A 26,210-nucleotide genomic window follows, 5' to 3' on the forward strand; every position below is an offset into this window, starting at 1 on the left:
TGATGTCGCAGATGCCCCAGTTGTCCGCCTGCCCGAGTTGCGAGGAACCCCTCGAATCGGGTGACCGTTTCTGCGGCGCGTGCGGATATGACCTGTCCGCCGTGCCCGAGCGGCCGCAGGACAACCCGACCATCACCATGAACGGCTCGGTGCCCGCCCAGGGCGCTCCGGCCGGTGAGTATCCCGAGCGCCCGCCGGCGCCACCCTCCGGCGCGCCCTGGCCGGCGCCAGGCCCGGCGGACCCTCAGGCCCCGCCCGCGGGTGGCCCCATGCCACCGGAGGCGCCCCCGGCCGCCGGTGTCCGGTTCGACCGGCGGCCCGACGGACCTGCCGCGCCGCCGGAGACGTATCAGCCCCAGCCCGATCAGCCCCACCCCGACGAGTACCTCCTCCAGGCACCGGACCCACGGGTGTCCGCCCAGCCCGCGGCCCCGGCCGCCGGCGTGGGCGGCAAGGTCTGCGTGGCCTGCCGTGCCGGCCGCGTGGACGACGACGGCTACTGCGAGAACTGCGGCCACGCCCAGCCGCGTGAACGGGACCACATGGAGCAGGAGTCCGGCCCGATGGCCGCGGTCAGTGACCGCGGCCTGCGCCACCACCGCAACGAGGACGCGTTCGCCATCGGCACCACGGCGCTGCCCGACGGCACTCCCGCCTCCGTGGCGATCGTCTGCGACGGCGTCTCCTCGGCGACCCGCCCCGACGACGCCTCCCAGGCGGCGTCGAGGGCCGCGAGCGAGGCGGTGCTGGCCGCCCTGCCGCGCGGCGCGCACCCGCAGCAGGCGATGCACGACGCGATCGTCGCCGCCTCACGCGCCGTCAACTCGCTCGCCGAGGAGCCCGCCACGGCCCGCGAACAGGCCCCGCACCAGAACGCCCCGGCGTGCACCATCGTCGGCGCCGTGGTGACCTCTGGCCTGCTGATCGTCGGCTGGGTCGGCGACAGCCGCGCCTACTGGGTCCCGGTCGACCGGAGCGCTCCCCCCGCCCGGCTCACCGAGGACGACTCGTGGGCCGCGCAGATGGTCGCCGCGGGCCTGATGAACGAGGCCGAGGCCTACGCCGACGAGCGCGCCCACGCGATCACCGGCTGGCTCGGCGCGGACGCCTACGAGCTGGAGCCGCACACCGCCGCGTTCAAGCCGGACCGGCCGGGCGTGGTGGTGGTCTGCACGGACGGGCTGTGGAACTACGCGGAGGCGGCCGAGGAGATGGCCCGGGTCCTCCCGCTCGACGCCACCGCGCAGCCGCTGCACAGCGCTCGGGTGCTCGTCGGCCACGCCCTGGACGGCGGGGGCCACGACAACGTAACAGTGGCCCTCGTGCCGTTCCCCGCCGTGCCCCAGGGGGCAGGATCGGCCTGAGGCCACGTACGGGGACGCCTCGGCGGACCGGAGGGGACCGGTCCGCCTACCGTCATCACCCCGCTCCGGCGGGTGCTTTCGAGGGGGATCGAAGCAGGCATGGCCATTTTCTCGAAGTCGAACGTGCCGCAGTTCTCGGTGGACGTGTACCAGAACGAGTACCTGCCGGAGGGTGCCGTCGAGGTCAACGCCATCGTCACGGTGACGGCGACCGGCGGCGGCACGATCGGCAGCGCGGCCGCGGCTCCCCACCTCTACTCGCCCGGCCAGGGCCCGTCCGCGGCCGTGGCGGTCATGGTCGACTGCTCGGGGTCGATGGACTACCCGCCGACCAAGATGCGCAACGCCCGGGACGCCACGGCCGCCGCGATCGACACCCTGCGCGACGGCGTGCACTTCGCGGTGATCGGCGGGACGCACGTGGCCAAGGAGGTCTACCCGGGCGGCGGGCGCGTCGCGGTCGCCGACGCCACCACCCGCGCGCAGGCCAAGCAGGCGCTGCGCTCACTCAGCGCGGGCGGCGGCACGGCCATCGGCACCTGGCTGAAACTCGCCGACCGCCTGCTCTCCTCCGCGGACGTCGCCATCCGGCACGGCATCCTGCTCACCGACGGTCGAAATGAGCACGAATCGCCCGAGGACCTGAAGGCCGCGCTCGACGCGTGCGCCGGGCGCTTCACCTGTGACGCGCGCGGCGTGGGAACCGACTGGGAAGTGAAAGAAGTCACAGGGATCGCCTCCGCCCTGCTCGGCACCGCCGACATCGTCGCTGATCCGGCCGGGCTCGCCGCCGACTTCACACAGATGATGGAGACGGCGATGGGCAAGGAGGTCGCGGACGTCTCCCTGCGGCTGTGGACCCCGGTCGACACCACGGTGAAGTTCGTCAAGCAGGTCGCGCCGACGGTCGAGGAACTGACCGGCAGGCGCACCGAGGCGGGCCCCCACGCGGGCGACTACCCCCTTGGTTCCTGGGGTGATGAGTCCCGTGACTACCACGTCTGTGTCGAGGTGCCGGCCGCGCACATCGGGCAGGAGATGCTCGCGGCGCGGATCTCGCTGGTCATTCCGCAGTCCGACGGCAGCGTCCAGAACCTCGGCGCGCAGGGCCTGGTGCGGGCCGTGTGGACCGACGACATGGTCGCCTCGACGTCGATCAACCCCCAGGTCGCCCACTACACCGGGCAGGCCGAACTGGCACAGGTCATCCAGCAAGGGCTGGACCTTCGCAAATCTGGGGATATGGATGGAGCAACGGCCAAACTGGGCCGGGCCGTTCAGCTCGCGAGTGCCTCCGGGAACGCCGATACTGCGAAACTGCTTGCGAAGGTGGTGGACGTGGTCGATGCCGCGACCGGTACTGTGCGACTGAAGGCGAAGGTTCAGGAGGCCGACGAGATGACGCTCGAGACCCGGTCCACCAAGACCGTTCGTGTAAAGAAGTGACCTAGAAGAGATCGAAGGAGGGACGGGCCGACATGCCGACCTGCCCGAACGGACACCAGTCGGGTTCCGACGACTGGTGCGAGGTCTGCGGTCACCGCATGGCGGGTGCCGTGCCTCCGCCCCCTCCACCGCCCCCGCCCGGCGGCTACGGCTTCCCGCCGCCCGGCGGTCCTGGTGGCCCCGGCGGTCCGGGTGGCCCCGGTGGCCCGCCCGGCGGCCCCGGTGGGCGCCCTCCGCACCTGTCCGCCGTACCGAACGCCGAGCCGGAGCTCTGCCCGCAGTGCCGTACGCCGCGTGAGGGCGGCGCACCGTTCTGCGAGGAGTGCCGGTGGAACTTCCTGACGAACACGGCGACCTCGTACACCCCCGCGGCCCCGCCCCCGCAGGCACCCGGCCCGGGCATGCGTTTCCAGCCTCCGGGCCAGCCCGGCCCCGGCCCGTCGGGCCCCTCCTACGGCGGCGGTGACTCCTACGAGTACCAGGGCTCCCGCCCGTCGCAGATGAACCGTCCGGCCGAGCCGATCCCGCCGTTCGGCAGCGATCCCTCGGGCCCTCCGCCTCCTCCCGGCGGCGGTTTCCCCGGACCGGGCGGACCCGGTGGCCCTGGAGGCCCTGGTGGCCCCGGCGGCTACCCCGGTCCCGGCGGCCCTCCCGGACCTGGTGGGCCTCCCGGCCCCGGCGGTCCCTCCGGTCCTGGTGGACCTCCCGGCCCGCCCGGATTCGGTGCCGACCCCTCACGGCCCGTCCCGCCGCCGCCCGGCCCCGGCGGACCCGGTGGCCCCGGCGGACCCGGTGCTCCGCAGGCCTTCCAGCAGTCCGGCCCGCCGGCCCCGCCCGGATTCCCGCAGGAGACCCAGCGGCCGCAGCAGGGCGGTCCGTTCGGCGGCGGTGACGAGGACTGGGTGATCTCCCCGCCGACCACCGGCCCGGGCGGCCCTGGTGGCCCCGGCGGCCCCGGTGCCGGTCAGGGCGGCGGCTATGGCTTCCCCCCGCCCGGTGCGACGCAGGCCCCGCCCGCTCCCGGCCAGGGCGGTGGCTACGGCTTCCCCCAGCCCGGCGCGACGCAGGCCCCGCCCGGCCCGGGCGGGGGCTATGGCTACCCGCAGCCCGGTGCGACGCAGGCTCCTCCCGGCCCCGGCGGCTTCCCGCAGCAGCCGCAGCAGCCCCAGGGACCCGCGACCTGGACCGCGACCATCGGCCCGGACCGCGACTACTTCATGGCGATGATGCAGCGTTCCGGACCCGAGGCCGCGGGCCTGAACCTGCCCGCGTACTCGCCCGAGCAGCAGCGCACGCTCACCGGCAACCAGCTCACGATCGGCCGCCGCCGGCACTCCACCGGCGACACCCCCGACGTCGACCTGGCGGTGCCGCCGGAGGACCCGGGCGTCTCGCACCAGCACGCGGTGCTGGTCCAGCAGCCGGACGGCAGCTGGGCGGTCGTCGACCAGAACTCGACGAACGGCACGACGGTCAACGGCTCGGACGAGCCGATCCAGCCGTTCGTGCCCGTGCCGCTGCAGGACGGTGACCGGGTGCACGTGGGCGCCTGGACGACGATCACGATCCGCCGGGGCTGAGCCCCGCCAGGATCAAGAGGGGAGGGGCCAGGCGTACGGCCCCTCCGGGTCGTCCAGCCAGGCCCACTCGTGGTCGCCGCTGACCGTGATGCCGTAGCGCTCCCGCTGCGGCATGCCCTCCTGCTCCCACAAGGCGTGCGCCTCCTGGGGATCGAGGCTGCCCCGGGTCAGCGTCAGCAGGAAGCGGAAGAGGTCGTCCTCCCTGGCCCGGCGCGGCACTCCGCCCAGCTGGGCGGGTTCACCCCAGGACCGGCTCCCGCCGCGCAGCGGCACGAAGTAGGCGGGCGTGTGCAGGAACCGCCCCTCGGCATGCCCGGCGTCGCTCACCGTGAGGACGATCAGGCCGGTGCCGAGCGGCATGAGGATCCGGCCGCCTGGACGGCTCTGCGCGAGCCAGGCGCGTGGCACGGTGCTCAGGGCGCAGGTGGCGATGATCCGGTCGAACGGCGCACGCTCGGGCACGCCCCGGGCGCCGTCGCCGGTGACGACGACCGGGTGGTACCCGGCCGCGGCCAGGTGCCGCCGGGCCGACTCGGTGATCTCCGGGTCGAGGTCGACGGTGGTGACCTTGTCGTCGCCCAGCCGGTGGGCGAGCAGCGCGGCGTTGTAGCCGGTGCCGGCGCCGACCTCCAGGACCGCGTTCCCGTCCCGCACGCACAGCGCGGCCAGCATGTCCGCCATCAGGGAGGGCTGGCTGCTGGAGGAGAGCAGTTCGCCGTCGCGCAGTCGCGTCGCCAGCGGGGTGTCCTCGTAGGCACCGCGCACCCACCGCTCACGCGCCCGGGGGTCGGGGCTCTCGCCCCAGCGTCGTTCGTAGCCGCCGGCGACGCCGACGTAGTAGTACGGCACGAAGAGATGGCGCGGGACCGCCGCGAACGCCTCGCGCCACACCGGGTCGGCGGCCCAGGCCCCGCTCGCGTCGATCCGGCGCACCAGTGCCGCCCGCGCGGAGGCGGCGAGCCCGTCCGGCCCTTCCGGTTCCCTGTCGGGTGCATGCCCGCCCATACCCCCACACTAAGGGCAGCGGTGCCCGGTAGCGGGCGGGTCCTAGGCCTTGAGTCCTATGTCCTCGCGTCTGAGAGCATGGAGGGCGTGAATGAGATTCGGCGCGGCACGCTTCAGGAGCAGACCTTCTACGAGCAGGTCGGCGGGGAGGAGACCTTCCGTCGGCTCGTTCACCGTTTCTACGAGGGAGTCGCGGAGGACCCGCTGCTGCGGCCCATGTATCCCGAGGAGGACCTGGGCCCGGCCGAGGAGCGCCTGGTGCTGTTCCTCATCCAGTACTGGGGCGGCCCGACGACGTACAGCGACAATCGCGGCCATCCCCGTCTGCGGATGCGGCACGCGCCCTTCACGGTCGACCGTGCGGCGCACGACGCCTGGCTGAAGCACATGCGGGTCGCCGTCGACGAACTCGGGCTGTCCGAGGAGCACGAGCACACGCTGTGGAGCTACCTCACGTACGCGGCGGCCTCGATGGTGAACGCGCCGGGCTGACCCGCGAGGGAGGGGGCGCGGTGGTCAGCGGACGCTGACGTCCAGCGCCCCGAGCCCGGCCCGTCGTACGGCAACGGATCCGTACGGCGTGCGCAGCCGGAGCCAGGCGCCCGAGGAGAACAGCCCCAGCGGCACCCCCGGGCGCAGGAAGCCGAGCGACTGCGCGGCGTGCACGACCCGCACGGGGAGGCCGGTGTCGCCGACCGTGCGGGACCAGATGTCCCGCCCGATCCGGTCCAGCTCGGCCCTGGTGCGTCCCTCGGACGGCAACTCCTGCGTACGGGACCGGAACTCGGCGACCACGGCGGCGACCAGGGACCGCAGGGCGTCCGGCGCCGGCAGTCCCGGCTCGGCCCGCCAGCCGCCGCGCGGCGGCAGCACACCGGCCCACGGCGGCCCGGTCACCGCACCCGGCACCACGGCCGTCGCGGCCTTCTCGTCCACCGACTCCAGCAGTTCACCGGCGGACACGGTCACGTCGAGCGTGACGTCCAGCCCGTTCTCGTACGGCTTCGCAAGCCGCACCGCGCGCACGGCCAGCACCTCGAAGGACGGCGGCCGTCCGAAGACGGCCAGTGCGGTGCCCGAGGCCTGCAGGCGCACCGCGGCTCCACGGTCGTAGTGGAGCAGCCGGGAGAGGAAGGCCGCGAGATCCGCCGCCTCCCCCTCGTCGACGAGGTGCAGGACCGTCATGCGGCGACGGCCTCCTCCTCCGCGTCATCCGTGTACTCCTGGAGGAACTCCCGCTCCTCCGCGGTGATCCGGCGCGGCCGCTGTGCCTCGAAGTCGAACGGCACGACCACCGTCGAGGCCCGGACGTAGACCAGGTCGTCGTCCTTCACCTCGTAGCTGATGGTGAAGGAGGCGGCCCGGATCTCGCTGATCCACAGCTCGATGTCGACCGGGTGGTGCCGGTGGACGAGCTGCCGCTTGTAGTCGATCTCATGGCGTGCCACCACGGACCCCTGCTGGAAATCCTTCTCCGGCCGGAAGAGGAAGTCGATACGGGCTTCCTCCAGGTAGCGCACGAAGACCGCGTTGTTGACATGGCCGTACGCGTCCATGTCCGACCAACGCAGCGGGCAGCGGTAGTTGTGCCGCAAGATCGATCAGCCCCGGGTCAGCTTCTTGTAGGTGGCGCGGTGCGGACGGGTGGCGTCCGGGCCGAGCCGCTCGATCTTGTGCTTCTCGTACGACTCGAAGTTGCCCTCGAACCAGAACCACTTGGACTCGCCCTCGTAGGCGAGGATGTGCGTGGCCACCCGGTCCAGGAACCACCGGTCGTGGGAGACGACCACGGCGCAGCCCGGGAACTCGAGCAGCGCGTTCTCCAGGCTGCTCAGGGTCTCGACGTCCAGGTCGTTGGTCGGCTCGTCGAGGAGCAGCAGGTTGCCGCCCTGCTTGAGGGTGAGCGCGAGGTTGAGACGGTTGCGCTCACCGCCGGAGAGCACTCCGGCCGGCTTCTGCTGGTCCGGGCCCTTGAAGCCGAAGGCGGAGACGTAGGCACGGCTGGGCATCTCGACCTGGCCGACGTTGATGTAGTCGAGCTCGTCGGAGACCACGGCCCACAGGGTCTTCTTCGGGTCGATGTTCTCGCGGCTCTGGTCGACGTACGAGATCTTGACGGTCTCGCCGACCTTGATGGAACCGGAGTCCGGCTCCTCCAGGCCCTGGATCATCTTGAACAGGGTCGTCTTACCGGCGCCGTTCGGGCCGATGATGCCGACGATGCCGTTGCGCGGGAGCGTGAAGCTGAGGTCGTCGATGAGGAGCTTCTCGCCGAAGCCCTTGCTGAGGTTGTTGATCTCGACGACGACACTGCCCAGACGCGGGCCCGGCGGGATCTGGATCTCCTCGAAGTCCAGCTTCCGCATCTTCTCGGCCTCGGCGGCCATCTCCTCGTAGCGGGCCAGACGCGCCTTGGACTTGACCTGACGTCCCTTGGCGTTGGACCGGACCCACTCGAGCTCTTCCTTCAGACGCTTCTGCCGCTTGGCGTCCTTCTGGCCCTCGACCTTGAGGCGCGCGGCCTTGGTCTCCAGGTACTTCGAGTAGTTGCCCTCGTAGGGGTAGAGCCGGCCGCGGTCGATCTCGCAGATCCACTGGGCGACGTTGTCGAGGAAGTACCGGTCGTGGGTGACCGCTACGACGGTGCCCGGGTACTTGGCCAGGTGCTGCTCCAGCCAGTTCACCGACTCGGCGTCGAGGTGGTTGGTGGGCTCGTCGAGCAGCAGCAGGTCGGGCTGCTCCAGCAGCAGCTTGCACAGCGCGACGCGGCGGCGCTCACCACCTGACAGGTTGGTGACGGGCCAGTCGCCGGGCGGGCAGCCCAGCGCGTCCATGGCCTGCTCGAGCTGCGCCTCGAGGTCCCAGGCGTTGGCGTGGTCGAGCTCCTCCTGGAGCTTGCCCATCTCGTCCATGAGCGCGTCGGTGTAGTCGGTCGCCATCTGCTCGGCGATCTCGTTGAACCGGTCGAGCTTGCCCTTGACCTCGGCGACACCCTCCTGGACGTTCTCCAGGACGGTCTTGTCCTCGGTCAGCGGCGGCTCCTGCAGCAGGATGCCGACGGTGTAACCGGGCGTGAGGAAGGCGTCACCGTTGGACGGCTGCTCCAGACCCGCCATGATCTTCAGGATCGTCGACTTGCCGGCGCCGTTCGGGCCGACGACGCCGATCTTCGCTCCCGGGTAGAAGCTCGTCGTCACGTCGTCGAGGATCACCTTGTCGCCGTGCGCTTTGCGCGCCTTGCGCATGGTGTAAATGAACTCAGCCAAGAGAAACCGTCCGGCAGCTTGAAACTGGCAGTGGGCAGATACACCCCATCTTGCCGCAACGCCACGTCTGGGTGGTAACTCGTTTGGGCGGGGGATCGCTGACCTGGGGTTTCGTGAGTCAGTGGCTGAGATCGACTGTTGATGTCCGGTTCGATCACCCGCGGTCCGCTACGGCTGATGCCTCGACGCCTGCCGGTCTGGACGCCTGCCGGTCTAGACGCCGGTCCGTCCGTCGACCAGCTCTCGCACGATGTCGAGATGGCCGTTGTGCCGGGAGATCTCCTCGATGAGGTGGAGGATCACCCAGCGGAGGTCCACATGGCGGCCGTCGCTGATGGGGCGCTTGGCCGTTGAGTTCACGTCATGCTCGGACAGCAGACGACGGTAGCGGTCGCTCTGTTCCTCGTATTCGGCGAGAAGCCGGGGCAACGGAATGTCGACCGCTGTCCGCATCTCGGGGTCGGGGTCGTCGTCGCTCGCCAGCGTGAGCGGACCCTCGGGTTCCTCTCCCAGGAACATCACCTGGACCCAGTGGTGTTCGACCCACCGCAGATGGCTGATCAGGCCGCACAGGGTCATGAGTGGTGAGTTCGGAAGCGGGGCTCTGCGGGCGTCTTCCGCGGACACGCCCTCGCACTTGGCGCGCGCCGTGTCACGGGCGTAGTCCAGGAACGTGATCAGCTGCGTGCGCTCGTCCCAGGTGGGAGGCGTATCGGTTCGTTGAGTCATCGCGGGGAGTCTCCCGCAGGTCGGACGGGCGGTCGAGTGATTATTGAGCGGGACCCCGTCGAGAACTGCCTCATCCGCCTTGGGCACGCCGGCCCGGCAGGATCCGCCGGAAAGGTCCTGGTCCTGGGGGCAGGGGGCGCGTGGGAGTATCCGGGCGTGGAGATCACGGCGGCCCTGTGGCTGATGCTCGACTCGTTCGTCGAGGCGGACGGCGTCTTCGGCCATGGTGGACGAGCTGATGCCGGCACCGGTGAAGAGCGAACCGGGGTGGTCGAGGTATGAGTGACATCGCGGCCCGGGCCGTCAGGACTGCACGGCTGGACCTGCTGCCGCTGCTCGTCGAGCACGCCGAGGAGATGGCCGCCGTGCTGTCCGATCCGGCTCTGCACACCTTCATCGGCGGCACCCCGGACACCCCGCGAGCCCTGCGCTCGCGGTACCAGCGCATGACCGCGGGCTCTCCCGATCCGGCCGTCTCCTGGCTGAACTGGGTGATCCGGCTCCGAGCCGAAGCCTGCCTGACGGGCACGGTCCAGGCGACGATCACCTCCTCCGGCCACGGCTCCGTCGCCGAGATCGCCTGGGTGGTGGGGACCGCGTGGCAGGGAAGAGGCATCGCCACCGAAGCGGCCCGAGGACTCGTCGACTGGCTCAGCCGGGGGCCGGTCCACACCGTTATCGCCCACATCCACCCCGAACATCAGGCATCCGCCGCCGTCGCGGCCGCCGCCGGGCTCAGGCCCACCGAGGAATGGCACGAAGGCGAGATCCGGTGGTGCCGGAATGTCGGGCACCGGCCTCGCCGATCCACGGGGCTTGGCGATGGGCCGGCCTGAGCCGTCGGCCGAACTCCCCTCCTGCCTTCGGGCGTGAGGGGGCTCTTCGGTGCGTCCGGGGCCGGTGGGTGCTACTCGCCGATGGTGCCGTGCAGCCAGTCCAGCGGCTCCATCTCAAGGAGTTGGTCGGCGAGTTCGTAGCTACCCCCGGGGGGTAACCCATGCAGGCCCGAGGTCCTGACCCGGGGCCACAAACGGCTCGTCCTCTCCGAAGTCCGGGGCCTGGAAGGGGTTCATGGCCGGCGGGGGCGATGCTGTGGCAGGGCAGCTGGGCGGTCCGTCCGGGGCGGAGAACGGCGAGGTCAGGTCGATGAGAGGTCTCCCTTTGAATCCAAGCCCCCCGTTGGGACCTGGCGTGCGGTGAGCGGGTGGTGCGGTCGTGCTAGAGCTTGGTCATCTTCGCGTACGGGCTCAGGATCCGCTGCTCCACCGAGCCGCCGAAGTTCACCAGCGCCGCGATTCCCTCCTCGATGCCGATCACCCGGCCGAGACCGTAGATGTCGTGGGTGACCTGGTCGCCGACGGCGAAGTGCTTGGGAGCCGGCACGACCGGGGGTTTGAAGGGGCTGGTGGGCAGGTGACGCTTCGCGGAAGGCTTTGTCATTGCCTCAGTATGCGCCCGCGCGTACCCCAGTCACAGCGGCTGTCCATGGACGCTGATCGAACTCCCGCCCACCGAGCCCCCGTCTCACGCCCCTCACACCCCGAAACGCGCCCGCAACCGCCCCTGCGCCCCCTCCCTCGCGCCCACCCTGTCCAGCCCGAGCAGGGCCGCGCCCAGGACCGGGCGGGCCGTGACCGTCTGCGGGATCGCCTTCGGGGCCCGGTCGGACAGCAGGTCCTTGATCCGGCCGTTCAGCCGGGGGTGCTCGGCCGCCAGGACGCCGCCGCCCAGGAGGACCGGGGTCGGTTCGTCCACCAGGTCGAGGCGGGTGAGGGCCACCACGGCCATGGAGACCACCTCCTCGGCCTGGCGGTCGACGATCGTGAGGGAGACCGGATCTCCGGCCGCCGCCGTCGCGAAGAGGACCGGCGTCAGTTCGTGGCGGCGGGATTGCGCGATGTGGTCCAGGTGCAGCGCCTCGATCAGGGCGTACATGGACGGCAGGCCGAAGTGGGCCGGAAGGGCCTGGGACAGGGCTGTGGCAGGGCCGCGGCCGTCCTCCGCGCGTGACGCGTGCCACATCGCCTCCTCCGAGAGGCCCCAGCCGCCGCCCCAGTCGCCCGAGACTCTGCCGAGGGCCGGGAAGCGGGCCGTGCGGCCGTCGGGGCGCATGCCGACGCAGTTGATGCCGGCGCCGCAGACGACCGCGACGCCCCGGGGTTCCGGCACCCCCGCGCGCAGGATCGCGAAGGTGTCGTTGCGGACCGTGACCGTCGTGCCCCAGCCGCGTGCGTGCAGCGCCGTCGTCAACTGGTCCTCTTCGACCGGGAAGTCGGCGTTGGCCAGGCACGCCGAGACGTGCGTGACCGAGGTGAGGCCTGCCGCGGCCAGGGCCCGGCGGACAGGGACGGCCAGCGTGTCCATCGCCGTCTCCAGGCCTACCGCGGGTGGACGGAAGCCCGCCCCACGCCCCCTGGCCAGGACTTCTCCGTCCGCCGTCACGATCGCCACGTCCGTCTTGCTGTTTCCGGCGTCGATGGCGAGGACGGTTGCGGTCAGGCCCACGCGAGATGCTCCCGGTTGTGTGCGATCAGCCGGTCGGTGAGCGCCTCGGCGTACTCGTACTGGCCGATGAGGGGGTGGGAGAGGAGCGCCTGGAAGACGCGCGACCGGCCGCCGTGCAGGGCCGCCTCCAGGGCCAGGTGCTCGTATGCCGTCACGTTCGCCATCAGGCCCGCGTAGAGGGGGTGCACGGGTGCTACGGGGAGGGGGGACGCGCCCTTCACGCCGACCGCCGCCTGTACCTCGATCACCGCGTCGTCGGGGAGGAACGGGAGCGTGCCCCGGTTGTACGTGTTCACCACCTGGTAGGGGCTGCCGGTGCCGCCCAGCAGGGCCGCCGCCAGGTCCACCGCCGCCTCCGAGTAGTACGCGCCGCCGCGCTTGGCGAGCAGTTCCGGCTTCTCGTCCAGGGCCGGGTCCGCGTACATCGTCAGCAGTTCCCGTTCCATCGCCGCCACTTCGGCCGCCCTCGACGGCTTCGTCCGCAGTTCTCGTACGACCTCGTCGTGCGCGTAGTAGTAGCGCAGGTAGTACGACGGGATCACGCCCAGGTCATTGAGCAGAGCGCGGGGGAGGCGGAGGTCGCTCGCGATCGTCTCGCCGTGGTCCGTCAGGAGCTTGGGCAGGACGTCCTCCGCCTCCGGGCCGCCCAGGCGTACGCCTGTCTCCCAGGTGAGGTGGTTGAGGCCCACGTGGTCCAGGTGGACCTCCGGGGCGGACACGTCGAGCAGCGCCGCGAACTTGCGCTGGAGGCCGATCGCCACGTTGCACAGGCCCACCGCCTTGTGGCCCGCCTCCAGCAGGGCGCGGGTCACGATGCCGACCGGGTTGGTGAAGTCGATGATCCAGGCGTCGGGGTTGGTGCGGCGTACGCGGTCCGCGATGTCGAGGACGACCGGGACCGTGCGCAGGGCCTTCGCCAGGCCGCCGGCGCCCGTGGTCTCCTGGCCCACGCAGCCGCAGTCGAGGGGCCAGGTCTCGTCCTGCTCGCGGGCCGCCTGGCCGCCCACGCGGAGCTGGAGGAGGACCGCGTCCGCGCCGTCGACCGCGCGGTCGAGGTCGGTCGTGGTGGTGATGCGGCCGGGGTGTTCCTGGCGGGCGAAGATACGGCGGGACAGGCCCCCGACCAGGGCCAGGCGGTCCTCCGCCGGGTCCATCAGGACCAGTTCCTCGATGGGCAGGGTGTCTCTGAGGCGGGCGAAGCCGTCCACGAGTTCGGGGGTGTAGGTCGAGCCTCCGCCGACCACGGTGAGTTTCATATCTGTCTAACCCTTTACTCCGGTGAGCGTGACACCCTCGACAAACGCCTTCTGGGCGAAGAAGAACACGAGGATCACGGGGGCCATGACCAGAACGGTGGCGGCCATGGTGAGGTTCCAGTCGGTGTGGTGGGCGCCCTTGAACGACTCCAGGCCGTAGGAGAGCGTCCAGGCGCCCGGGTTCTCAGAGGCGTAGATCTGCGGGCCGAAGTAGTCGTTCCACGCGTAGAAGAACTGGAAGAGCGCCACTGCGGCGATGCCCGGTTTGGCCATCGGGAGGACGACCTTGAGCAGGGTGCGCAGGTCGCCGCAGCCGTCGACTCTCGCCGCGTCCAGGTACTCGTCGGGGATCGTGGTGAGGAACTGGCGCAGCAGGAAGATGGAGAACGCGTCGCCGAACGCCATGGGGATGATCAAGGGCCAGAGGGTGCCGGAGAGGTCCAGCTGCTTCGCCCAGAACAGGTACATCGGGATGATGATGACCTGCGGCGGCAGCATCATCATCGAGATGACCAGCATCAACGCCAGATTGCGGCCCCGGAAGCGGAACTTGGCCAGGGCGTAGGCCACCGGGATCGAGGAGATCACCGTGAGGGCCGTGCCCAGGAACGCGTAGAAGAGGGTGTTCCGCCACCAGGTGAGGAAGCCGGGGGTGTCGAAGACCCTGCGGTAGTTGTCCCACTCCCAGGTGTGCGGGATCAGGTCGCGGCTGAGGGCCTGGGAGTCGCTCATCAGCGAGGTGAGGAGGACGAAGACGAAGGGGAGGGTGAAGAAGAGGGCCGCCGCGATGCCCAGGGAGTGGATCGCGATCCATTCCAGCAGCGCCCTTCGGTGGGCCGTGCGTTCGGCCGGAGAAGGCGGCGCCTTCAGCTCCAGGGGCTTGTCGAGTACCTGCGTCATCGTTCACCTGCGTTGATCAGGCCGCCCTTGCGGCGCATCAGGAGTGCGGTGAAGGCCATGGAGAGCGCGAAGAGCACCAGGGCCACCACACATGCGGAGCCGTAGTCGAAGCGCTGGAAGCCCAGGTTGTAGACGAGTTGGGGGAGGGTGAGCGTGGACTTGTCCGGGTAGCCGGGCTCGAACAGCGTGCCCGCGCCCTGGATCACGCCCGAGGCGACCTTTCCGGCGATCAGCGGCTGTGTGTAGTACTGCATCGTCTGGATCACGCCGGTGACCACCGCGAACATCACGATCGGCGAGATGTTCGGGAGCGTGACGTAGCGGAAGCGCTGCCAGGGCGTCGCGCCGTCCAGTTCGGCCGCCTCGTACTGCTCCTTCGGTACGTCGAGCAGCGCCGCCATGAAGATGACCATCAGGTCGCCGATGCCCCACAGGGCCAGGAGGGTGAGGGCCGGCTTCGACCAGGCGGGGTCGTTGAACCAGCCGGGGGTGGGGAGCCCGGCCTGGTCCAGGAGGGAGTTGACGGGGCCCGTGCCGGGGTTGAGGAGGAAGGCGAAGGCCATCGTCGCCGCCACCGGTGGGGCGAGGTACGGCAGATAGAAGAGGGTGCGGAAGACGCCCGTCCCCGTCTTGATCTTGGTGATCAGCAGGCCCACGCCCAGGCCGAAGGCGACCCTGAGGGTGACCATGATGACGACCAGCCACAGGGTGTTGCGCAGGGCGGGCCAGAACATGGGGTAGTGCTCGAAGACGTACGTCCAGTTCCTCGTGCCCGTCCAGGCCGGCGGCTTGAAGCCGTCGTAGTGCATGAAGGAGAAGTAGACGGTGGAGAGCAGGGGGTAGGCGAAGAAGACCGTGAAGCCGATCAGCCAGGGGGAGAGGAAGGCCAGGGTGCGTAGTGTCGAGCGGCGGTGTTTCGCCCGCAGTGTGTAGGTGCTCATCGTGCTCGTCGCCTACTTCGCCTGTGCGATGTCCGTGTCGATCTGCGCGGCCGTCTTCTTCAGGCCCGCCTTGAGATCGGTCGCCTTGCCGCTCTCGTAGGCGTAGCCGAACTCCTGGACCGTGGTGAGGTAGACGCCGCCGTTGATCGAGGCGGGGGCGGTGGTGGAGTCCGGGTTGGCGGCGATCTCCAGGAACGTCTTGAAGCGCGGGTCGTACTTCAGCTTCGGGGACTTCAGGGCCGCGAGCGTCGACGGGACGTTGTGGATGGCGTTGGAGAAGTTCACCACCGCGTCCGTGTCCGTGGTCATGTACTTCACCAGCTCCCAGGCCGCGTTCTGCTTCTTGCTGGTCGCCGCGATACCGGCGATGGTGCCGGTGATGTAGCCCTTGCCGTACTGGTCGGCCTGGTCGTCGGGGACGGGCAGCGGGGCCACGCCGATGTCGAACTTCGGCTTGGTGTCCAGGGCCATGCCCAGGCGCCACTCGCCGTCGAGCTGCATGGCGACCTGGCCGGTGTGGAAGGGGTGCTTGGGGCCCCACTCGTCGCCGAGCTTGGAGCGGTAGGTCTCCAGCTTGCGGTAGCCGCCGAGTTCGTCGACCAGCTTCTTCTGGACCGTGAACGCCGCCTCGAAGGCCGGGTCCTTGCCGACGTTCGACTTGCCGTCCTTGTCGAAGTACGTGGGGGAGAACTGGCCCAGGTAGTGCTCGGTGGTGGTCTCCCAGCCGTGGTAGTTCGGCATGAAGCCGAGCTGCTTGTAGGTGTCGCCCTGGGTGATCGTCAGCTTCTTGGCGACCCGCTCGAATTCCGACCAGGTCTTGGGCGGGGCGGTGATGCCGGCCTTCTCGAACGCCGTCTTGTTGTAGTAGAGGCCGTACGCGTCGCCGAGGAGGGGGACCGCGCAGCGGTCGCCTTCGAACTGGGTGTACTCGTTCATCGCCTTCGGGAAGGTCTTCTCCGGGTCGACGCCGGACTTCTCGAAGAACGGGTTGAGGTCCACCAGGGCGCCGGAGGAGCAGAACTTTCCGACGCTGTTCGTGGTGAACGACGAGATCACGTCCGGGGCCTTGGCGCCGCCGGTGCGCAGGGCCTGGTTCATCTTGTCGTCCGTCATGTTGCCGACGACGTTGACGTGGATGTTGGGGTGCGCCTTCTCGAAGCCGGCGACCAGGTCCTTGACGGCCTTCACCTCTCCCGGCGCGCTCCAGGCGTGCCAGAAGTTGATGGTCGTCTCCTGCGAGGCGTCGTCGCTCGCGCCGGCGTCCGCCTGGCCGGTGCACGCGGTGCTGAGGAGGGCGAGGGAGGCGGAGGCGGCGAGTGCGATGGCTGCTTTTCTGGATATTCCGGGCATGGCAAGGCTCCCTGAGGCACGGGGGAAGAGGAAAAGGGAGAAGGGAATGCGGGGAGGGGGGTGGGGTCAGCGGGAGGTGTCGAAGACCTCGTCGCGCGTCGTCGCGAGCGCGCTCTCCAGCGCGCCGCGCAGCACGGGATGTTCACGGACGTCGCCCACGACCAGGCGGGGGCGTGACGCGGCCAGTTCTTCCAGCTCGGCCTGGACGAGAGCGCGCAGGGTCTCGCCGCCCGAGGTGAGGGACGCGCCGCTCAGCACGACGAGCTCGGGGTCGAGGACCGAGACCAGGGAGGCCAGGCCGGTGGCCAGCCGGGTCGCGTAGGTCCGCAGGAGGTGGCGGTGGGGTTCGTCGTCGCCCACCGGGTGCGCGGCGGCCTCGGTTCGCGCCGCCGCCCGGGCCACCAGTTCCGCCGCGGCCTCGGCGTACGGCCCCTGCGGGACGTCCTCGATGCCGAGTTCACGGGCCAGCCTCGGCACGGCCTGGGAGCCGGCCAGCTCCTGGTAGCCGCCGCTGTTGGCCTTGGTGACCTGGCGGACCAGGGGGGTGCCCGGCACCGGCAGGAAGCCGACCTCACCGGCGCCGCCGCTCCAGCCGCGGTGCAGCCGGCCGCCGAGGACCAGGGCGGCGCCCAGGCCCTCCTGGTTCCACAGCAGTACGAAGTCCGCGTGACCTCGGGCCGCGCCGAGCCGCTGTTCGGCGAGCGCGACCAGATTGACGTCGTTCTCGTACTCGAACGGCATCGGCAGGGCGGCGGCGAGCTCGTCCAGGAGGGTGGGGGAGTGCCAGCCGGGGAGGTGGGAGGCGTAGCGCAGACGGCCGGTGGTGGGGTCGAAGGCGCCGGGGGTGCCGATCACGAGACGGTGGATGTCGTCCCGGGCGAGGCCCGCCGCCTTCACCGCGCCGTCCAGGGCGTCGGTGACCTGCTGGACGACCGGGGTGCCGGTGCGCCTGCCGGGGGTGGGCAGCTCGTGCCGGCCGACCGTGCGGCCGGTGATGTCGGCGACCGCGGCGAGTATCCGCTGCGGGGTGACATCGAGCCCGGCGGCGTGACCGGCGGCCGGGTTGACCTCGTAGAGCTGGGCGTTCGGGCCCGGCCGGCCTTCGGTGGTGCCGGTGGCCAGGACGAGGCCCGCCGCCTCCAGACGGGCCAGGAGCTGGGAGGCGGTCGGCTTGGACAGGCCGGTGAGCTTGCCGATCCGCGTACGGGACAGCGGCCCGTGTTCCAGCAGCAGGTCGAGGGCGGCCCGGTCGTTCATGGCGCGCAGGACGCGTGGGGTGCCCGGCGTACCGGCGGTTCCTGCCATGCGTGTCCACACCTGCCCTTCGGTCGCACAGCTTTTCAGTGATCGCGGAGGGAGTCCATCCGGTGACCACCCTCGATCTACTGTTAGGAAAGTTTCCTATCGGTGGTGAGGAAGCTAGACCCGGCACCTTCGGGAGTCAAGAGGGCATGAAGATTCGGGAGGCAAGACAGCATTAAAAAGAAGGCGGCACCCGGCCGAGCCGGATGCCGCCCTCCCGTGAGGCTGTTACTTCGTCGTACTCGTCGGCGCCGCGGGCGCGAGCGGGGACGCCGCCGCCGACTGCGGAGACGCGGTGTTCGCGTACACCGAAGGAGCCGCCATCCCCGCCGTCGGGTCGACGAGCTGCTCCTCCGCCGGGGCCGTGGCGCCGCCGACGATCCGGATGCCCGCCGCGTCGAAGGCCCGCTTGATGCGCCAGCGCAGCTCGCGCTCCACGGTCAGGGACTTGCCGGGCATCGTCTTGGCCGAGACGCGCACGACCATGGAGTCCAGCAGGACGCTGTCCAGGCCGAGGACCTCGATCGGGCCCCACAGCAGCTCGTTCCAGGGCTCCTCGGCGCCCATCTTCTCGGCGACCTCGTCGAGTGTGGCCTTGACCTTGTCCAGGTCCTCACCGGAGTGGACCGTGACATCCACGTTGGCGGTGGCCCAGCCCTGGGAGAGGTTGCCGATGCGCTTGACCTCGCCGTTGCGGACGTACCAGATCTCGCCGCCGTCGCCGCGCAGCTTGGTCACGCGCAGGCCCACCTCGATCACCTCGCCGGAGGCGACGCCCGCGTCGATGGTGTCGCCGACGCCGTACTGGTCCTCCAGGATCATGAAGACGCCGGACAGGAAGTCCGTGACCAGGTTGCGGGCGCCGAAACCGATCGCCACACCGGCGACACCGGCCGAGGCCAGCAGCGGGGCGAGGTTGATCTGGAAGGTGCCCAGGACCATCAGCGCGGCCGTGCCGATGATCAGGAACGACGCCACCGAGCGCAGCACCGAGCCGATGGCCTGCGAGCGCTGGCGGCGGCGTTCGACGTTGACCAGCAGTCCGCCGATCGCGCCGCCGTCCAGGGACGGGACGTTCCGGTTCATGCGGTCTATCAGCTTGGTGATCGCCCGTCGCACGACGATCCTCAGCACCACCGCTATGACCACGATGAGCAGGACCCGCAGGCCGATCGCGAGCCACGTCGACCAGTTCTGCTCGATCCATCCGGCGGCGTTCGTCGCGCTCTCGTGGGCGTCCTCGAGCGAGGGCACTCTCGGGCTCTGCGTATCCGAGGGGGTCGGCGACGGCGTAGGGTCGGCGGCCATCAGAACGGCGTCCGCGGGGGACATGGACACGGCGGGTACCTCCAGGTGCAGCGGTCTGCCCCGGTGGGGTGGTTCGGGGGCTTCGGGGAGTCAAGGTCACGACTGGGTCACCGAAGGGGCAGAACCACCACACTAACGGGGCATTGTGTGTGTTCCCTCGGAATGTGTGAAGGAGAGACCGTGCTCACCTGGGCTTGAACAGGCCATGATCTGGGGGATGAATCAGATGTGGTCGAAAACACTCCCAGCCCGTTACCGGGACATGGTGGCGCTTCCACCAGGCATGAGGAGAGACTGACTACGAATCGTCCCGGCGCGAGCCACGCGCCGCCGGCGTCCAAGGAGGCATCCGTGCCGCATGTCCTGGTCCTCAACGCGTCGTACGAGCCGCTAGGTGTCGTACCGCTCCGCCGCGCGCTCGTCCTCGTCCTCGAGAACAAGGCCGTATGCCTCGAGGAGTCCGGCGCCTTTCTGCACAGCGCGACCGTCACAGTCCCCGCACCCAGCGTGGTCCGGCTCAAGCGATTCGTCCGGGTTCCCTATCGGGGGCCCGTTCCTCTTACCCGCCGGGCGCTGTTCGCCCGCGACGGGGGCCGGTGCATGTACTGCGGTGGCGTCGCAACCAGCGTCGACCACGTCATCCCGCGCAGCCGCGGGGGCAAACACGTCTGGGACAACGTGGTGGCGTCCTGCCGCCGCTGCAACCACGTGAAGGCCGACCGACATCTCTTCGAGATCGGCTGGCGGCTGCGTCACAAACCCGCTCCGCCCTCCGGTCTGGCCTGGCGCATCATCGGGACCGGCCACAGGGACCCGCGCTGGCTGCCGTACTTGCAGCCGTACGGCGCGGACGACGCCATGGCCCGGATCGACGGCATTCCCGCCTGACGATCCGGGCCTTCGTATTGCCGCGTGCGGCCGGCCGGACCGGCCCGGGGAACCCCCGTTCCCCCGGGTCGGCCTGTCATGGGCGGTGCTCCTACGCGTACCGCAGCTCCCCCGGGCGCACCGTGCGGCGCAGCAGGGGCAGGGAGGTCGCCGCGGCCAGCAGACAGGCGGCGTAGACGGCGAGGGGCACCAGGGCGGGCGCCCAGGGCACCGGACGGCCGGAGAGCAGGGCGTACCAGGTGCCGATGGCCATGCCGCCCAGGCCGGCGAGCAGCACCGCGGGGGCCAGGGGCAGCGCGGTCTCCAGCAGCAGGGCCCGGCCCAGCACGGTGCGGGGCACTCCGGCGGCGGTCTGTGCGGCGAGGCCGCGGCGGCGGGTGGCCAGGGACTCGGCGGTGCCGACGGCCAGTCCGGACAGCGTGATCGCGAAGGCGATCGCGATGGCGGCGCCGGTGAGGTCGAGGCCGGTGATGTAGTAGGACGCGGGCTCGCCGAAATTGCGCGAGGTGTGGACCACATCGCTCAGCACCTGCCGAATGCCCATGAAGCCCGTCCCGACGACCGTCACCAGCAGCACCGCCGCGTGGGTGCGGGCGGCCGACCAAGGGTCGTCGCGCAGCCGTTCCGCCGCGATCAGCGTCGCCGCCGAGCGGGCCCGGACCGCGAGGATCCGCCCGGTCGCCTTCGCGGTGGCCCCGGAGAGCCACACCGCGCCCGCGCCGACCGCGAGGACCACGCCCGTCATCTGCAGCGGCAGCCCGCCGATCGGCCGATTGGAGGCGCTCGTGGACGTCGTGGTCACGGCCGCCAGCGCCATCACCCCGACGATCAGCACTCCCGCAACGAACAGCAGCCCGGGCCCCCTGCCGCCGCGCGGTCCGACCCGGCGCACCCAGCCGAGCGGCGAGGCCACCACCCGGCGCAGCGCCAGCGCTCCCGCCGTCGCGCCCAGCACCGGTACGGCGACGGCGACCAGGGCGATCCCCGCCCAGGCCAGGGCGGTCGGCCGGTCCCACAGGCGCAGCAGGAGCAGCACCGAGAAGACGGTGGCGACCGCCGAGCCCAGCAGACAGGCGAGCCCGGTCTCCAGCGCGGCGATCCGCCGCACCTGCCAGGGCGTGGCCCCGGCCAGCCGCAGCCCGGCCAGCCGCCGGTCGCGGTGCACCGCCCCGATCCGGGCGCACTGGCCGAGGAACCCGAGTACCGGCACGAGCAGGAGCAGCAGGCTGACGATCACACCGGACCGGGTGCCGGGCTCGTCCAGCAGGCCGGCGGCGTAAGGCACGTCGTAGGAGCCCCGCAGCGAGGCCAGGGCGACGGCGGAGAGGGCGAAGCCCGTCGCGAGCGCCGCGCCCGTCGCCGTCAGGGTGACCCGCCACCACTCGCCGCGGTCGGAACCGCGGGTGAGTTCCCAGGCGAGGCGCAGGTCGGCCCGCAGAGAGTGCGCGGAGCGCAGGAAGCGCGGAGCGTGCGGGGAGTGCGAGGGGTGCGGAGAGGGCGGCGAGTGCGGGGACCGCAGGGGTCGCGGGGAGCGCGGGGAGCTCATGCCGTCACCCCCGCCGCGGCCACGCTGCCGTCCCGCAGCTGCACCTCGTGGTCCGCGTACGCCGCCACCTGGGCGTCGTGGGTGATCAGCAGGACCGCCGTTTCCGACTCGCGGGCCGTGTGCACCAGGGCCGTCATGACCTGCTCGCCCGCCAGTGAGTCCAGCGCGCCCGTCGGTTCGTCGGCGAAGACCACCTTCGGGCCGGTGACCAGGGCCCGGGCCAGTGCGGCCCGCTGGGCCTGGCCGCCGCTCAGCTCGCCCGGCCGCAGATCCTGCTGACCGCGCACCCCGAAGCGCTCCAGCCACTCACCGGCCGCGGCCCGCGCCCGGGCGCGGTCGGTGCCGGCCAGCAGCAGCGGCAGGGCGACGTTGTCCAGGGCCGTCAGCTCGGGGATGAGCTGCCCGAACTGGAACACCACGCCGAACTCGGTGCGGCGCAGCTCGCTCAGCCGCTTCTCGGGCAGGTCGTCGAGGCGCCGTCCGTCGTACGTCACCGAGCCCTCGTCCGGGCGGACGATCCCGGCGAGGCAGTGCAGCAGCGTCGACTTCCCGCTGCCGCTCGGGCCGGTCACGGCGAGGATCTCGCCGCGGCGCAGTTCGACCGACGCGCCGCGCAGGGCGGGTGTCCTGCCGTGCGCCTTGGTGAGGCCACGAGCCGTGAGAAGAGGCACGGGTCTGCTCATGCTGCGTCGACCTCCGCGGTCAGGGTGGTGAGCCGGGCCGCCGTGGTGGTCATCCAGCGGAGGTCGGCGTCGAGGTGGTTGACGGCGTAGTCCGCCGAGAGCACGGTCGCCAGGTCCGCGCCCTTGGCGGCCTTGAGCGCCGTCAGTTCCCGCATCCGCTCCATGTGGGCGGCGCGCTGGGCGCTCAGATACCCGGCCGGGTCGCCGCCCGACAGGATCGCGACGACGACCTTGGCGAAGATCTCGTTCGTCACGAAGGGGGCGGGCGGTGCGATCTCCCGGGCCCAGCGGGCCAGTTCGCCGGCCCCCTCGTCCGTCGCGCGGTACATCGTCCGCTCCGGGCCGCCGTCCGAGTCGGTGCCCTCGACCTCGGCGAGGCCGTCCCGGACGAGGCGCTGGAGGGTCGTGTAGACCTGCCCGTAGGCCAGGGGGCGGGCCTGTGGGAAGCGGTCGTCGTGGCGTCGCTTGAGGTCGTAGCCGTGGCTCGGACCCGAGGCGAGCAGGCCCAGCAGGATGTGGCGGGTGCTCATGCCGATCATTATGCACTGAGTACATGTACTGAGTGAATAGTGATCAGTGAAAAGAAAATGCGGGCCGCATGTGCGCGGCTGCTCACTCGGTGATGGCGTACGCCTCCGCCGACCACAGCGAATACCCGAACTGCGTGGCCCGCTTGTCGCCCTGCACCCGTACGAACCGCACGTCCCGCTCGTCCATGCGGACGCTCTCCCGGCCGGCCTTGCCGTCCCGTACCGTCGCCGCCGTGCGCCAGCGGCGGCCGTCCGCCGACACCTGGACGCGGTACGCGGAGGGGTGGGCGTCCTGCCAGCGCAGCACGACCTGCCCGAGGCGCGCCGGGCGGGGGAGCTCGACCTGCCACCAGGCGCCGTCGTCGACGGGGGACGACCAGCGCGTCTCCGGGTCGCCGTCGTTCGCCGCCGACGCGGGGAAGTCGGGCGTCTCGTCGCCCGAGGAACGCGCCGTGCCCGTGCGGGCCAGATCGGGGCCGCCGGTGGGCGGGACGGCGCGGACGGTGAGTGTGCGGGTCGCTCCCGCGAAGCCCAGCCGGATGTCGTACGACCGCATCGGCGTGCCGCGCTCGACGGTCACCTCGACGGGGACCTCCACCCGCCTTCCGCGCTCCACGGTCAGCTCGCCCTTCGGCACCCGGACCCGTACGCCCTCGGGCGCCTCCACGGTGAGCCTGCCGCGCGCGTCGGCGGGCCGCAGCGAGCCAAGACCGGCCGTCAGCCGCAGGGCCCGGCCGGTCTCGGCGTCCACCTCGTCGCGCTCCAGCTCCAGGGAGGTCGCGGGGGAGTCGTCGAACCAGGGGACGAGGTGGCGCACCCGGGCCGGAGCGGGTCCGGCGACCCGCACGGCGTCCACGGGCGGGTCGACCCGTGCCTCGCCCGCGCCCGGACCGGCGGTCCCGGCGGCGTCCTGGCCCCGCACTCCCACCTCGGTCGCGCCCGACCCCGACAACCTGCCGATCGGGCGCCAGCCCTGGCCCGGTACGTGTGCCTCGACCGCGCCCTCCGTGCCGGGGTCGGTGAGGACCGTCACGGCGGTCAGCGGGCGGGGGCGGGGGAAGCGCAGGGTGCGGTCGTCCGAGGGGCCGCCGGGGTTGCGGGGCGGCTCGTGCTGGATGCCCGACCAGGCCGCGTACGCCTTCTGCGCCCGCTGCAGGAAGGGGTCCAGGACGTCCGTACCGACCTCGGCCCGCGCCGACTCCAGACCGGCCCGCAGGGTGCCCAGCCTGCGGTACGCCGTCCAGGCCGCCGCCGTGTCCCCGGCGCGCTGCGCGTCCAGCATGTCGAGCGCGGCCGTGCCCGCCTCGCCGTAGCGGGCCAGCTGCTCCGCCCAGGGGGCGACCTCGGAGGCGAGGGCGGTGTCCGCGAGCCGCCGGGGCAGCTCGCGCAGCACGGTGAAGGCCTCGCGCAGCCGCCGCTCGGCGTCGCCGCCCGACGCGGGGTCCCGCCAGTACGCCTCGGTCAGCGGGCGCAGATACGCCGACTCCTCGTCGTCCAGCACCGACGACGCGTCGTTCCCCGCGAGCGCCGCCAGGGCCTGCTCGCGCTGCCGGTCCCCGCCCGCCAGGTCGGCGATCGCGGCCCGCCAGGACTCCCCGGGGCTGTAGGAGCGGGGGTTCCACGCGTAGTCGGCGGCGGTGAACAGCGGGATGCGGGACGCCTCCGGCTGCTGCATCGCGTTGGCGAGCAGGGCGGCGGAGCCGGTCGCGACGGCGGGCTCACGGCCCTGGTAGGGGCCGAGGAAGATACGGCCGGGGTCGTAGTCGTTGACCGGGTAGTTGTCCATCGTGACCAGCGGGTGCCCGAGCGCCTCCCGCGCGTCGGCCAGCTCCCCGCCCGTGATCGTGCGGGGCACCACCCCGACGCCCGTCCACGCCACCTCGACGTCCTCGGCCAGCTCGCTCGCCAGGGCCCGCCGGTAGTCGGTCGTGCCGTCCTCGTAGTACTCGGTCGGCATCAGCGACAGACCGGCGCCGGGGTGCCGTTCCGCCAGGTGCCGGGCCACCGCGTTCGTCACCCGGGACTGCGCCCGCGCGGCAGCCTCGGGGCCGGAGCCGAACCGGTCGGCGTCCGCGTCGCAGTGCCACTCGCTGTAGCTGACGTCCTGGAACTGGAGCTGGAAGGCCCGGAAGCCCAGCGCCCACATCGCGTCGAGCTTGCGCGTCAGCGCCCGCACATCGGCGTCCGACGCGAAGCACATCGCCTGGCCCGGGGCCACCGCCCAGCCGAGCTTCACGTGATTGGCCCGCGCCCGCTCGGCCAGCTCCCGGAACTCGGCCCGCTGCTTCGCCGGGTACGGCTCACGCCAGCGCGCCTGCCGGTAGAGATCGTCGCCCGGGGCGTACAGGTAACGGTTCTGCTTGGTGCGCCCCATGAAGCCGACCTGCGCCATCCGCTGCCGGTGCGTCCACGCGGTGCCGTAGAAACCCTCGGTGATGCCGCGTACGGCGGTGCCGGGCCAGTCGCGTACGACGGCCGCCGAGATCGTGCCGTCGGGACGCAGCAGCTGCCGCAGCGTCTGTACGGCGTGGAACAGTCCGTCCTCGCCCGTTCCGGTGAGGGAGACGGCGCCACGGCCGACGGTCAGCTCATAGCCCCCGGAGGGGAGGGCGCGGCGGTCGTTCCGCCGGACTGGCTCCGTCCCCGCCCGCACGACCAGGGCGCCGGGCCGGGCGGAGTCCGTGACGCGGCGGGCACCGGCCTGCCGCAGCAGCGTGCGCAGGGCATCGAGGGCGTGGGGATCCGCCGACGGCTCCGTGAGCAGCGCGACCTCGTCGGTGACCGCGACCGGGGCGCCGTTGGCGCGCAGCGACTGCGGGCGCGGCCAGACGGAGAGGCCGGGTCCGGCCGTGTCGGGGGCCGGTGTCGAGCTCCGGCCGGGGGCGGGCGGATCCGCCACCGCGACGGGCGGGGCGCCGAGGCTTCCGGCGACGACTGCGACCGCGAGGGCCACCGCCCGCTTTCCACGCCGCAGTCCCACAGTCCCCCTCCAGATGTGTCCGACAGATACGACAGATGTCCGCCAGATGTGCCGACCGGGACGACGAGCCCACCACCCGCCCGGTGAAGGTGTCAACGGGAGTGGCCGTTGTGACCGATTTACCGGAAACTTGACAGAGTGGAGGGGAGTGGAATGTGAGCAGGAGCACGATGTTCGGCCTGGGACGTCTGCCATCGCGTCGACTGGGTAGGGCTGCGGTAACCCTTCGAAAGTTGAACGCGACAAGCTCTACAAGGAGGCCCCCGTGGCTGCGATGACTTTCCTTCCGCTCCCGGCCCCGTCCAAACCCGTGGCGGACACGTCCGCCGACCTCGACCCCCACTACGACGACCCGCGCTACGAAGACCCCCACTACTGCGTCTTCAGCTCCGAGAACACCTGCGCCGAGCCCCCGCTCACCAGCGAGCCGCCGCTCCCCGACGCCGAGCCCCTCACCAGCGAGCCCCCGCTCGCCGAATCCGCCCCGCTGACCAGCGAGCCCTCCGCCTTCCTCACGGACTTCTCAGGGATCTAGGTGTATTGACCCGCGGGGTTGTTCACACGGCTGATGGGTGGCTGACCTGCGAGTGCGGTGTGGCAGCGGTGGTGGTTGTAGGCGTGGAGGAAGTCT

25 protein-coding genes and 1 pseudogene are annotated in these 26,210 nt (G+C 71.4%); 8 read left to right on the forward strand and 18 right to left on the reverse strand.

Translation table 11 applies throughout. The features are described 5' to 3' along the window. Positions 1–2 precede the first annotated feature (2 nt). The 3 genes from ACIBK5_RS37780 (at position 3) to ACIBK5_RS37790 (ending at position 4,390) form a co-directional block, all read left to right on the forward strand. Positions 3–1,364, forward strand: a complete 1,362-nt coding sequence (locus ACIBK5_RS37780; protein WP_399027028.1) for a protein phosphatase 2C domain-containing protein — start codon at positions 3–5, stop codon at positions 1,362–1,364. A gap of 99 nt (positions 1,365–1,463) precedes the next feature. Further along, entirely contained in the window at positions 1,464–2,810 is a 1,347-nt protein-coding gene (locus ACIBK5_RS37785; protein ID WP_399027029.1) for a VWA domain-containing protein, read from the forward strand. Positions 2,811–2,842: 32 nt separating this feature from the next. After that, the gene (locus ACIBK5_RS37790; protein ID WP_399027031.1) at positions 2,843–4,390 is read left to right on the forward strand and encodes an FHA domain-containing protein; all 1,548 of its coding nucleotides are present in this window, start codon (positions 2,843–2,845) and stop codon (positions 4,388–4,390) included. Between the two features lie 12 nt (positions 4,391–4,402). Here ACIBK5_RS37790 and ACIBK5_RS37795 read toward each other — a convergent pair whose 3' ends face one another. Further along, positions 4,403–5,395, reverse strand: coding sequence for a methyltransferase domain-containing protein (locus tag ACIBK5_RS37795; protein WP_399027033.1), 993 nt, complete (start codon positions 5,393–5,395; stop codon positions 4,403–4,405). Between the two features lie 78 nt (positions 5,396–5,473). On the opposite strand from ACIBK5_RS37795, the gene ACIBK5_RS37800 reads away from it, so the two are divergent. After that, the gene (locus ACIBK5_RS37800; RefSeq protein ID WP_215121340.1) at positions 5,474–5,887 is read left to right on the forward strand and encodes a globin; all 414 of its coding nucleotides are present in this window, start codon (positions 5,474–5,476) and stop codon (positions 5,885–5,887) included. A 24-nt stretch (positions 5,888–5,911) separates the two neighbouring features. Here the strand turns inward: ACIBK5_RS37800 and ACIBK5_RS37805 are convergent, their stop codons facing one another. From ACIBK5_RS37805 to ACIBK5_RS37820, 4 genes are all read right to left on the reverse strand, one after another. Beyond that, a complete protein-coding gene (locus tag ACIBK5_RS37805; RefSeq protein WP_399027035.1) occupies positions 5,912–6,580 on the reverse strand; it encodes a hypothetical protein in 669 nt (222 codons plus the stop codon). Further along, a complete protein-coding gene (locus ACIBK5_RS37810; protein ID WP_391097609.1) occupies positions 6,577–6,990 on the reverse strand; it encodes a thioesterase family protein in 414 nt (137 codons plus the stop codon). The genes ACIBK5_RS37805 and ACIBK5_RS37810 overlap by 4 nt, the downstream gene beginning before the upstream one ends. Positions 6,991–6,996: 6 nt before the next feature. Further along, the gene (ettA, locus tag ACIBK5_RS37815; RefSeq protein WP_399027037.1) at positions 6,997–8,661 is read right to left on the reverse strand and encodes an energy-dependent translational throttle protein EttA; all 1,665 of its coding nucleotides are present in this window, start codon (positions 8,659–8,661) and stop codon (positions 6,997–6,999) included. A gap of 213 nt (positions 8,662–8,874) precedes the next feature. Continuing rightward, positions 8,875–9,390 carry a DinB family protein gene (locus ACIBK5_RS37820; protein ID WP_399027039.1) on the reverse strand — a complete coding sequence of 172 codons (516 nt, stop codon included), beginning with the start codon at positions 9,388–9,390 and terminating at the stop codon, positions 8,875–8,877. 156 nt (positions 9,391–9,546) lie between these two features. Between ACIBK5_RS37820 and ACIBK5_RS37825 the strand changes: the two genes are divergently transcribed. Next, positions 9,547–9,672 (forward strand): hypothetical protein, encoded by a 126-nt coding sequence (locus ACIBK5_RS37825; protein WP_399027041.1) that lies wholly within the window; start codon positions 9,547–9,549, stop codon positions 9,670–9,672. Further along, positions 9,669–10,226, forward strand: coding sequence for a GNAT family N-acetyltransferase (locus ACIBK5_RS37830; protein ID WP_399027043.1), 558 nt, complete (start codon positions 9,669–9,671; stop codon positions 10,224–10,226). Before ACIBK5_RS37825 ends, ACIBK5_RS37830 begins: the two co-directional genes overlap by 4 nt. Positions 10,227–10,608: 382 nt before the next feature. On the opposite strand, the gene ACIBK5_RS37835 is transcribed toward ACIBK5_RS37830, so the two are convergent. The 8 genes from ACIBK5_RS37835 to ACIBK5_RS37870 form a co-directional block, all read right to left on the reverse strand. Continuing rightward, positions 10,609–10,830 (reverse strand): hypothetical protein, encoded by a 222-nt coding sequence (locus tag ACIBK5_RS37835; RefSeq protein ID WP_184592772.1) that lies wholly within the window; start codon positions 10,828–10,830, stop codon positions 10,609–10,611. Between the two features lie 93 nt (positions 10,831–10,923). After that, positions 10,924–11,895 carry an N-acetylglucosamine kinase gene (locus ACIBK5_RS37840; protein WP_399027045.1) on the reverse strand — a complete coding sequence of 324 codons (972 nt, stop codon included), beginning with the start codon at positions 11,893–11,895 and terminating at the stop codon, positions 10,924–10,926. Continuing rightward, positions 11,886–13,151: a 6-phospho-beta-glucosidase gene (locus tag ACIBK5_RS37845; RefSeq protein ID WP_399027047.1), complete on the reverse strand. Its 1,266-nt coding sequence runs from the start codon at positions 13,149–13,151 to the stop codon at positions 11,886–11,888. Before ACIBK5_RS37845 ends, ACIBK5_RS37840 begins: the two co-directional genes overlap by 10 nt. A gap of 6 nt (positions 13,152–13,157) precedes the next feature. Further along, on the reverse strand, positions 13,158–14,051 hold the full coding sequence (locus tag ACIBK5_RS37850) for a carbohydrate ABC transporter permease (protein WP_399027049.1): 894 nt from the start codon (positions 14,049–14,051) through the stop codon (positions 13,158–13,160). Continuing rightward, complete coding sequence (locus ACIBK5_RS37855; RefSeq protein WP_399027051.1) at positions 14,048–14,992, reverse strand: carbohydrate ABC transporter permease; 945 nt, start codon at positions 14,990–14,992, stop codon at positions 14,048–14,050. The genes ACIBK5_RS37850 and ACIBK5_RS37855 overlap by 4 nt, the downstream gene beginning before the upstream one ends. Positions 14,993–15,004: 12 nt before the next feature. Next, entirely contained in the window at positions 15,005–16,342 is a 1,338-nt protein-coding gene (locus ACIBK5_RS37860) for an ABC transporter substrate-binding protein (protein ID WP_399027053.1), read from the reverse strand. A 66-nt stretch (positions 16,343–16,408) separates the two neighbouring features. Next, positions 16,409–17,647, reverse strand: coding sequence for an ROK family protein (locus tag ACIBK5_RS37865; RefSeq protein ID WP_399027055.1), 1,239 nt, complete (start codon positions 17,645–17,647; stop codon positions 16,409–16,411). A gap of 225 nt (positions 17,648–17,872) precedes the next feature. Further along, a complete protein-coding gene (locus ACIBK5_RS37870) occupies positions 17,873–18,976 on the reverse strand; it encodes a mechanosensitive ion channel family protein (protein ID WP_399027068.1) in 1,104 nt (367 codons plus the stop codon). A 327-nt stretch (positions 18,977–19,303) separates the two neighbouring features. Between ACIBK5_RS37870 and ACIBK5_RS37875 the strand changes: the two genes are divergently transcribed. Further along, positions 19,304–19,840, forward strand: coding sequence for an HNH endonuclease (locus ACIBK5_RS37875; RefSeq protein ID WP_399027056.1), 537 nt, complete (start codon positions 19,304–19,306; stop codon positions 19,838–19,840). A gap of 91 nt (positions 19,841–19,931) precedes the next feature. On the opposite strand, the gene ACIBK5_RS37880 is transcribed toward ACIBK5_RS37875, so the two are convergent. The 4 genes from ACIBK5_RS37880 to ACIBK5_RS37895 form a co-directional block, all read right to left on the reverse strand. Continuing rightward, entirely contained in the window at positions 19,932–21,278 is a 1,347-nt protein-coding gene (locus ACIBK5_RS37880) for an FtsX-like permease family protein (protein WP_399027070.1), read from the reverse strand. Positions 21,279–21,382: 104 nt separating this feature from the next. Then, complete coding sequence (locus tag ACIBK5_RS37885; protein WP_399027058.1) at positions 21,383–22,069, reverse strand: ABC transporter ATP-binding protein; 687 nt, start codon at positions 22,067–22,069, stop codon at positions 21,383–21,385. Beyond that, complete coding sequence (locus ACIBK5_RS37890) at positions 22,066–22,599, reverse strand: PadR family transcriptional regulator (RefSeq protein ID WP_399027060.1); 534 nt, start codon at positions 22,597–22,599, stop codon at positions 22,066–22,068. Before ACIBK5_RS37890 ends, ACIBK5_RS37885 begins: the two co-directional genes overlap by 4 nt. An 82-nt stretch (positions 22,600–22,681) precedes the next feature. Further along, a complete protein-coding gene (locus ACIBK5_RS37895; RefSeq protein WP_399027063.1) occupies positions 22,682–25,579 on the reverse strand; it encodes a beta-N-acetylglucosaminidase domain-containing protein in 2,898 nt (965 codons plus the stop codon). Between the two features lie 265 nt (positions 25,580–25,844). Here ACIBK5_RS37895 and ACIBK5_RS37900 point away from each other — a divergent pair, with 265 nt between their 5' ends. After that, a complete protein-coding gene (locus tag ACIBK5_RS37900; RefSeq protein ID WP_399027064.1) occupies positions 25,845–26,114 on the forward strand; it encodes a hypothetical protein in 270 nt (89 codons plus the stop codon). Here ACIBK5_RS37900 and ACIBK5_RS37905 read toward each other — a convergent pair. Next, positions 26,111–26,210: pseudogene (locus tag ACIBK5_RS37905) on the reverse strand (IS481 family transposase); the annotation flags it as partial. The gene ACIBK5_RS37900 and the pseudogene ACIBK5_RS37905 sit on opposite strands and share 4 nt — an antisense overlap.

This window comes from Streptomyces sp. NPDC050546, from assembly GCF_044457425.1.
Classification (GTDB): domain Bacteria; phylum Actinomycetota; class Actinomycetes; order Streptomycetales; family Streptomycetaceae; genus Streptomyces.